Origin of the sequence: Pseudomonas sp. S3(2024) (assembly GCF_036861315.1) — a bacterium.
Taxonomy (GTDB): domain Bacteria; phylum Pseudomonadota; class Gammaproteobacteria; order Pseudomonadales; family Pseudomonadaceae; genus Aquipseudomonas; species Aquipseudomonas putida_A.
On sequence record NZ_JAZAQQ010000003.1, the window covers coordinates 542,354 to 549,644 of the forward strand.

Here is a 7,291-nt window from a genome sequence, read left to right on the forward strand (position 1 = left end):
TTTTTGTGGTCGATGATTTTTTGCATAATCCCTCTATCCAAAGGTTCGGGAAAATGGTGCTGCTGACTGCTCAATGGCAGTAATCACATGAGCTGCTTGCTCCCGATACTGGGAGTAGCGCTTAAGTACTGTTTCTACTGCGTTGAGCAAGTTCTGAATGCGCTCCCTCGGCCGCTCGATCTCACAGGTGTGTGCGAACTCCAGGAGTCCTTGCCGTGAGGCAAACATTGACTTGTTTCCGACCAGATCCAGCGCTAGAACATCTTCCGGGATATAGGCGGTGGTGTTGACGATGTCGTACGCCGGAGAGAGGTGCGCATCACGTTTTGTCGGGTCGGAATAGAGCAAGCCGAAGTTTTTCAAATGAGCGTCGCCATTCCCGACAATGCAACTTAGGGCGACGCTATCGAAGAGCTGATCAAGAGAGCTGCGCAGATTTTTTGCCGGGCAGAACAGACGAATCGCCTTGGCGATAGCTGCATAACTCTTGCTGTACTTCTGGCTTGCCGATAACCCCATCAATACCGCCATGTCTTCAAACCCGAGCGGGTTGAGCTGATCGTCGCGGTCAAAGCGACGCATGACAAACAGCTGGGCATTATCGGAAAGGTAAAACGGTGGAACGGGAATGCCAGCTTCTTTGGCAATGGACATGCAAATGAACTCGTTGATCGCCAGGCCGGGAAATTCGTCGCGGCCACTTTTGATGATCAGATCCGAGGTCTTCGATGTTACTCGTGGCTGGGCGGTTTCTTGTCGTTCAGGCACCAATACCTTGGGTTGAACGCCAGAAATCCCCGCTCGCAGGATGTAGCGGTCAAGCATGTCAGCGAAGATATCTTCGGTGCCATCCCAAGTCAGGATTTCTTCAAGTTTTTCGCCCGGAAATTGTTGCTCCTCCAGCAGGGCGTCTACTGTTTCAGATCTCACCTGAACCCGGCCAATGGGCGAGGTGCTGCCGGTCAGTGCCAGCAACAACATCGGGTCGACATTCACAGTCTTGGCCAAGCGATTACGTAGTTGTTCCAGCACATAGCCTTCTGGCAGGTTCATCTGAAAAACAGGATGAAGCTCGCGCCGTCGGAATTCGTCATGCCTGACTGGCATCGACAAGCTGATGGCCATCTCGGGTAACGCATCTTCGTGATAACGGAAGGTGTAGTTCCCGGTATCGCTGAAAAGCCTGCCGCTAGCCCCTTCAGGTGTACTCACTTTGAGCGAGGTCATTTTCATTCAAACAAGTCCCCTAGCTCTTCAAGTGTCGGCATTGCTGCTGGAATGACAGCGAGTTCACAATCCAGAGCACCTAACACTCGCGCATAGGCGACGATCCCGACGGACAGGGTGCCTTTCTCTACGGCGATGACTTTGTGGCGCGTCAGGCTCGCAAGTTCGGCAAGCTGTGCTTGCGTCAGGCCGCGGCTCAGGCGTCTTTCGCGAATCTGGGTGCCTAGTCGGCTGATTAACAAGGTGTGATCCATGTTCTATTACCGCTACATTTGTCGTTGAATGTAGCGTATACGGGACATTTTATCCATGTGGGTTATTTGTCGCCCCCACCGGGTGGGGCACGGTTCCCTTTGGTTGCTATCTGAATAGCCAAGCGCTCATCCACCAATCGACGGCGACATTAAAGAAACCTACGGCGTACCGGTTGAAGAAATCGTCGAAGACATCAAGTACGGCGTGCGCAAGGTCAACATCGACACCGACCTGCGCCTGGCATCCACTGGCGCAATGCGTCGCCTGATGGCCACCAACCCGAGCGAATTCGACCCATGTAAATTCTTCGGTGTGACCGTGACGGCGATGCGTGATGTGTGTATCGCTCGTTATGAAGCGTTCGGTACTGCCGGTAATGCTTCGAAGATCAAGCCGATTTCGTTGGAAGCGATGTTCCAGCGTTATCTAAAGGGTGAGTTGAACGCCAAGGTGAACTAAGCCTGGGCGTTTGATCGCGTAAATGAAAAACCCGCCGAGTGGCGGGTTTTTTTGTGTGAGTTTGTCATTGTGAACAAATTAACGGCTGGCGGTTAAAAATGTCGTTAAAAAAGATTTTTAAATCTTCTCTCGATAAGCCCGATATTTGTGACATTTTCCCCGCACGTGATGTGGTCGAATGCATAGTTATTTTTGAGAGAAAAATAAATTTCGTTAACGACTGCATAAATTGTTTTGCTTATTTCGAAATCGTATAAAGAACTGTCATTTCTGACAGGTGATTTAAAATTTATTGCAGCCTATCGTCTCAATGCAATCAGAGAGGAAGTAACGATAAATATATTTATCCCTCCCTTTACTGATTTTGTTCCTTCTATGTAATGGAGAGATTGATATGTCAAGCATTGATGTCCGTGAGAAATTTAAAAAGCATGAGCTCAGTGGCGAGGTCAGCTGTATCTTGTATGGCAAGGATGGCGAAAGTGGCGAAGATAAAGCTGAGTATAAATCTACCCATCTTTATGGAGATTACTCTGACAACGTTTATGTGCATGCAAGTAGCCATACTGAACATCGTTCAGAAGATATTTGGTTTTTATTCTCCAAGGATCTTATTCCAGGTACATATCACTTTTATCCCAACCTCCCCAATGTAGTTGATTTTGTATGCGACGCGCGATATGCCCCTGCGTGGAGGCCTCAATCTGGATTATTCGTACTGGAAAAAAATAGCTCTGGAGTTGTTAAAGGAGAGTTTAGGTTTCATGAGGAGCCAGGGAATAAGGGGTTCGCAGTTTCGGATGGTAAGTTTTTTATAAATTTCCCTGCTTCTGTTTCGTAGGAAAGGGCGGGAAAGGAGAACCAGGTGTCTAGTCCTGAAATAGGTTTAAACCGTTTCAAGACTAGACACCCCTTTGATCTCATCACGTAGTTGATCCCCTGTGGGAGCGGGCTTGCTTGCGAATGCGGACCGTCATTCAACATTAATGTTGCTGACCCACCGTATTCGCGAGCAAGCCCGCTCCCACAGGGTTTTGTGTAAGTATCGAGGCCGCCGATATCACTTGTTGTGATCAATATCCAGCTTGGTAAACGTCACCTGCCCACCCTCACTGGTATACCCGGTGTTGTCCTGCACATACACCCCAGCCTTGAAGTACAGCGGCTTGTNAGGCCGCCGATATCACTTGTTGTGATCAATATCCAGCTTGGTAAACGTCACCTGCCCACCCTCACTGGTATACCCGGTGTTGTCCTGCACATACACCCCAGCCTTGAAGTACAGCGGCTTGTTGCGCCACGTCGCACTGACTTGTGAATCCCACTGATAACCCGCTGCGCTCACGCCCAGTGCACCGCCGGGGCTGAGGTGGATCAGGTAGTTGAATTCGCGGTCGAGTTTGATGCCGGTGGCGAGGGTGATGACGCGGCTTTCGTCGTCATCGGGGTGCATGCGTACTTTGATGACGAGGTTGCCGGTTTCGGTCTTGGTCTTGTACTGGTATTCGAGCTTGACCATCGGCTTTTGGCTTTCATACGCGTGGATCTGGCCGATGACGATCTTGCCCGAGCTGGGCACCTTGTTCACCGCAAGGGTCGCGCGCAGGGTGTTGTCGGCGTCCGGGTAATACCAGTTGCGCAGGGTACCGTTGCTGAAGGTTTCGCGCAGTTCGGTGCGCGGGTAGATGGCGTTTTCGGTTTTTGACCCGGTCACCGGTGACCAGAAAAACAGGGTGCCGGTGTCGGAATGGAAGTACTGATCCTTGAAGCCATTCACCAGTTTGGAGGTTTCGACGGTGTACGGCGGACTGCCGACGGGAACGCTGAGGTTCCAGGTTGCGAGATCGATCATGTCGGTTCTTCCACTCAATTCATCCTGAACGCGAGTGCCAGAAGCTCTAGCCCGCGCCTTTTCGGGCGGCAGTTATAAGCGTAGAGGAGTTTTTTGTTAACGCCCGTTTGGCAGATGATTGGCGTCAACATCCTGTCGAAATGCCATCTGCGCCGGTTTTCGGGGGCTGCAGGGGTGACCGTTAGTCGGTAAGTCGCCGCTTTGGCTAAATGATGGCGGCGTGACAGCTTCTGCTTTCACAGATCCGCGACTAGAGTGATGGCTCAGTAACTGTACGGTTTTCCCAAGAACCGGCCGATAGTCCGACAAGAGATGTCCCGACAAGAGAAGCAGCATGGAATGCGCGCAACCCCAGCCAGGTGAAGGCAGCTCTGTCCTTTTGATCGTTGATGATTACCCTGAAAACCTGATCAGCATGCGCGCGTTGCTGCAGCGTCAGGATTGGCACGTCATGACCGCCGCCTCCGGCTTCGAGGCGCTCAATTTGCTGCTTGAACACGACGTCGATCTGGTGCTGCTGGATGTGCAGATGCCAGGCATGGACGGTTTTGAAGTCGCGCGGCTGATGCGCGGCAGCCAGCGCACACGCCTCACGCCGATCATTTTTCTTACCGCCAACGAACAGTCCCAGGACGCCGTGATCAAGGGCTACGCCAGTGGCGCGGTGGATTACCTGTTCAAACCGTTCGATCCGCAGATCCTCAAGCCCAAAGTCCAGGCATTGCTCGAACACCAGCGCAACCGCCGCGCCTTGCAGCGCCTGAGTCATGATCTGGAGGTCGCGCGGGCCTTCAATGCCTCGGTGCTGGATAACGCGGCGGAAGGAATATTGGTGCTCGGCGAGGACGGTTTGATCCGCTTCGCCAACCCGGCGATTTCGCGGCTGCTGAATGCACCGGTGAAGGAGCTGGAGGGCAAGGAATTTCTCGATTATCTGCAGAAACCGCACATCCCGTTGTGGGCTGATTCCGAGCTGTTGGCCGGCTATAAACGCGGTGAGACCTTGCGTCTGCACGATGCGTTGTTACGCACGGCGCCGGGGCAGCAGGTGCCGGTGGCGTTGTCATGCGCGCCGTTGCCGCCCGAGCAGCGGGCGATGGTGGTGACGGTGCTGGACATGTCAGTGGTGCGTCACCTGCATCAGCAGCTGGAATTTCAAGCGGTCACCGATCCGTTGACCGGACTGCTCAATCGCCGGGGCTTTTATCAGACGGTGGAAAACCTGCTGCTGCGCGGTGAACGCAGCGACAGCAGTTGGGTGCTGCTGTATCTGGATCTCGATGGCTTTAAACGGGTCAACGATTCCCTTGGCCACGATGCCGGCGACCGGGTGCTGCGCTGGGTCTCCGAGCAGTTGAAGGCCTGCCTGCGGCCGTTCGATATTCTCGCGCGCATGGGCGGTGACGAGTTCACGGCATTGCTCGATCTGGAGTTCCCCGAGCAGGCGGCGAAGATTGCCGAGAAGCTCATCGAGCGGGTGTCGATCTGTCAGCAGATCGAGGGATTGGACATTGCCCTCGGCGCGAGTATCGGCATCGCCACTTATCCGGACTGCGGCTCGAACCTCGACGGCTTGCTGCGCGCCTCCGACATTGCCATGTACGAAGCCAAGCGCGCCGGGCGTCAGCAGTATCGTTTTTACGATCACGAAATGAACGGCCGCGCCCGCTCTCGGCTGATGCTTGAAGAGAGCGTGCGCAACGCCATCGAGAACCGTGATTTCAATCTGGTGTATCAGCCGCAAGTGGCGATCGACAGCGGGCAGATCCGCGGTTTCGAGGCGCTGCTGCGCTGGCAGCATCCGAGCGTTGGCGATGTGCCGCCGGGGTTGTTCCTGCCATTGCTGGAGGAAGCACGGCTGATCAGTCGGCTCGGCAGCTGGATCTATCACCGTGGCGCCGGCCAGCGCAAAGCCTGGGAAACCCTGTTTGCCGAAGACCTGGTGCTCGGTGTGAGTTTGAGCAACACCCAGTTCGGTCTGCCGAACCTGGTCACCGAATTGCGTCAGGTGCTTGAGCGGCACACGCTGGAGCCACGGCAACTGGAGGTGGAAATCACCGAAGACGCGCTGATGCACAACCCCGACGAGACCCGCAAACAGCTGCGCCTGCTGCGCAATCTCGGGGTGCGGGTGGCGCTGGATGATTTTGGTTCGGGGCCGTGTTCGCTGGCGCATCTGCGTGATCTGGAGCTGGACACGCTCAAGCTTGATCGACACCTGATTGCGCGGCTGCCGGATTCGACGCGCGACGCGGCGCTGGTCAGCAACGTGATCAATCTGTGTAAACAGTACGGCTTGCTGGTGATCGCCGAAGGTGTGGAAACCATCGAACAGTATCAATGGCTGCAAGCGCATGGCTGCGAATACGTGCAGGGTTTCCTGGTGGCGCGTCCGCTGACCTCCGAAGACGCCGCCAGCTTCGCCGAGCCCTTCGACTGGAGCGCGCTGCCGGTTTGAATTCGTTACACTGGCGCTCTTTTCGAACCGTATTGCCGTGCCCATGACTGCGTTGAAATACCTCCAGGCCTATCCCGCGCAATTGCAGGATCAGGTGCGCCAACTGATCGCCGAACAGCGTCTGGGTGACTACCTGAGCCAACGCTATCCGGGGCGTCACGATGTGCAGAGCGACAAGGCGCTGTACAGCTACGCGCTGGACCTGAAGCAGGAATACCTGCGCAACGCACCGGCCATCGACAAGGTGCTGTTCGACAACCGCCTCGATCTGACGCACCGCGCACTGGGCCTGCACACCACGGTCTCAAGGGTGCAGGGCGGCAAGCTCAAGGCCAAGAAAGAGATTCGCATCGCCTCGTTGTTCAAGGAGGCGGCCCCCGAGTTCCTGAAGATGATCGTCGTGCACGAACTGGCGCACTTCAAGGAATCGGACCACAACAAGGCCTTCTATAAATTGTGCGAACACATGCTGCCGGGGTATCACCAGATCGAGTTCGATCTGCGGGTATACCTGACGTGGCGGGACCTGCAATAGCCGCAACAAGGAGCGGGTAGATGGACGTCAGCAAGACCAAAAGCAGCTTTTACCGGCGCCTGTACGTGGCCTACCTGATCGACAGCGGCCTGGCCCCAAGCGTCCCGGCGCTGACCGAAGTGACCGGCATGCCCCGGCGCACGGCGCAGGACACGATCGCCGCGCTGGCGGATCTGGACATCGTCTGTGAATTCGAGCAGGAAGAGGGCGCGCGCAACCATGCCGGGCGCTATCGGATTCGCGAGTGGGGGGCGATCGATCGCGGGTGGATCGAGCGTAATCTGCGGCAGATCAAGGCTGTGCTGGAGTATCCCTGAGTTTTGCAGTGCCTGAGCTGACGCCTTCGCGAGCAAGCCCGCTCCCACAGTCGATCGAGTTCCTTCAGATGGAATGCGATCAAAATGTGGGAGCAACTGTCTTACTACCACCGTTCGTCACCGCCACTCTGTGCCGTCTCGCAGCATGGCATTCAATCTGATCAGCAGTATTCGCATGCAGGCGATGA

General features: G+C 55.2%; 8 protein-coding genes and 1 pseudogene. 5 read left to right on the plus strand and 4 right to left on the minus strand.

All coding sequences use genetic code 11. The annotated features are described in order from the left end of the window. Positions 1-33: 33 nt before the first annotated feature. Both VLA07_RS11705 and VLA07_RS11710 read right to left on the minus strand, forming a co-directional pair. Positions 34-1,233, minus strand: coding sequence for a type II toxin-antitoxin system HipA family toxin (locus VLA07_RS11705; protein WP_333989285.1), 1,200 nt, complete (start codon positions 1,231-1,233; stop codon positions 34-36). Continuing rightward, the gene (locus VLA07_RS11710) at positions 1,230-1,481 is read right to left on the minus strand and encodes a helix-turn-helix transcriptional regulator (protein ID WP_330205913.1); all 252 of its coding nucleotides are present in this window, start codon (positions 1,479-1,481) and stop codon (positions 1,230-1,232) included. The genes VLA07_RS11705 and VLA07_RS11710 overlap by 4 nt, the downstream gene beginning before the upstream one ends. Positions 1,482-1,623: 142 nt before the next feature. Between VLA07_RS11710 and VLA07_RS11715 the strand changes: the two are divergent. Further along, positions 1,624-1,941: pseudogene (locus VLA07_RS11715) on the plus strand (class II fructose-bisphosphate aldolase); the annotation flags it as partial. A gap of 394 nt (positions 1,942-2,335) precedes the next feature. Further along, on the plus strand, positions 2,336-2,782 hold the full coding sequence (locus VLA07_RS11720; RefSeq protein WP_330205914.1) for a hypothetical protein: 447 nt from the start codon (positions 2,336-2,338) through the stop codon (positions 2,780-2,782). Positions 2,783-3,001: 219 nt separating this feature from the next. Here the strand turns inward: VLA07_RS11720 and VLA07_RS11725 are convergent, their stop codons facing one another. After that, positions 3,002-3,103 (minus strand): polysaccharide lyase family 7 protein, encoded by a 102-nt coding sequence (locus VLA07_RS11725; RefSeq protein ID WP_442969541.1) that lies wholly within the window; start codon positions 3,101-3,103, stop codon positions 3,002-3,004. A gap of 21 nt (positions 3,104-3,124) precedes the next feature. Next, complete coding sequence (locus VLA07_RS11730; protein WP_333989286.1) at positions 3,125-3,793, minus strand: polysaccharide lyase family 7 protein; 669 nt, start codon at positions 3,791-3,793, stop codon at positions 3,125-3,127. 334 nt (positions 3,794-4,127) lie between these two features. On the opposite strand from VLA07_RS11730, the gene VLA07_RS11735 reads away from it, so the two are divergent. From VLA07_RS11735 to VLA07_RS11745, 3 genes are read left to right on the plus strand one after another with little or no spacing between them, the layout of a single operon-like run. After that, positions 4,128-6,251: a putative bifunctional diguanylate cyclase/phosphodiesterase gene (locus VLA07_RS11735; RefSeq protein WP_333989287.1), complete on the plus strand. Its 2,124-nt coding sequence runs from the start codon at positions 4,128-4,130 to the stop codon at positions 6,249-6,251. Between the two features lie 43 nt (positions 6,252-6,294). Further along, positions 6,295-6,786: a M48 metallopeptidase family protein gene (locus VLA07_RS11740; protein WP_108184051.1), complete on the plus strand. Its 492-nt coding sequence runs from the start codon at positions 6,295-6,297 to the stop codon at positions 6,784-6,786. A gap of 20 nt (positions 6,787-6,806) precedes the next feature. Then, positions 6,807-7,103 carry a winged helix-turn-helix domain-containing protein gene (locus tag VLA07_RS11745; protein ID WP_003229005.1) on the plus strand — a complete coding sequence of 99 codons (297 nt, stop codon included), beginning with the start codon at positions 6,807-6,809 and terminating at the stop codon, positions 7,101-7,103. Positions 7,104-7,291 lie beyond the last annotated feature (188 nt).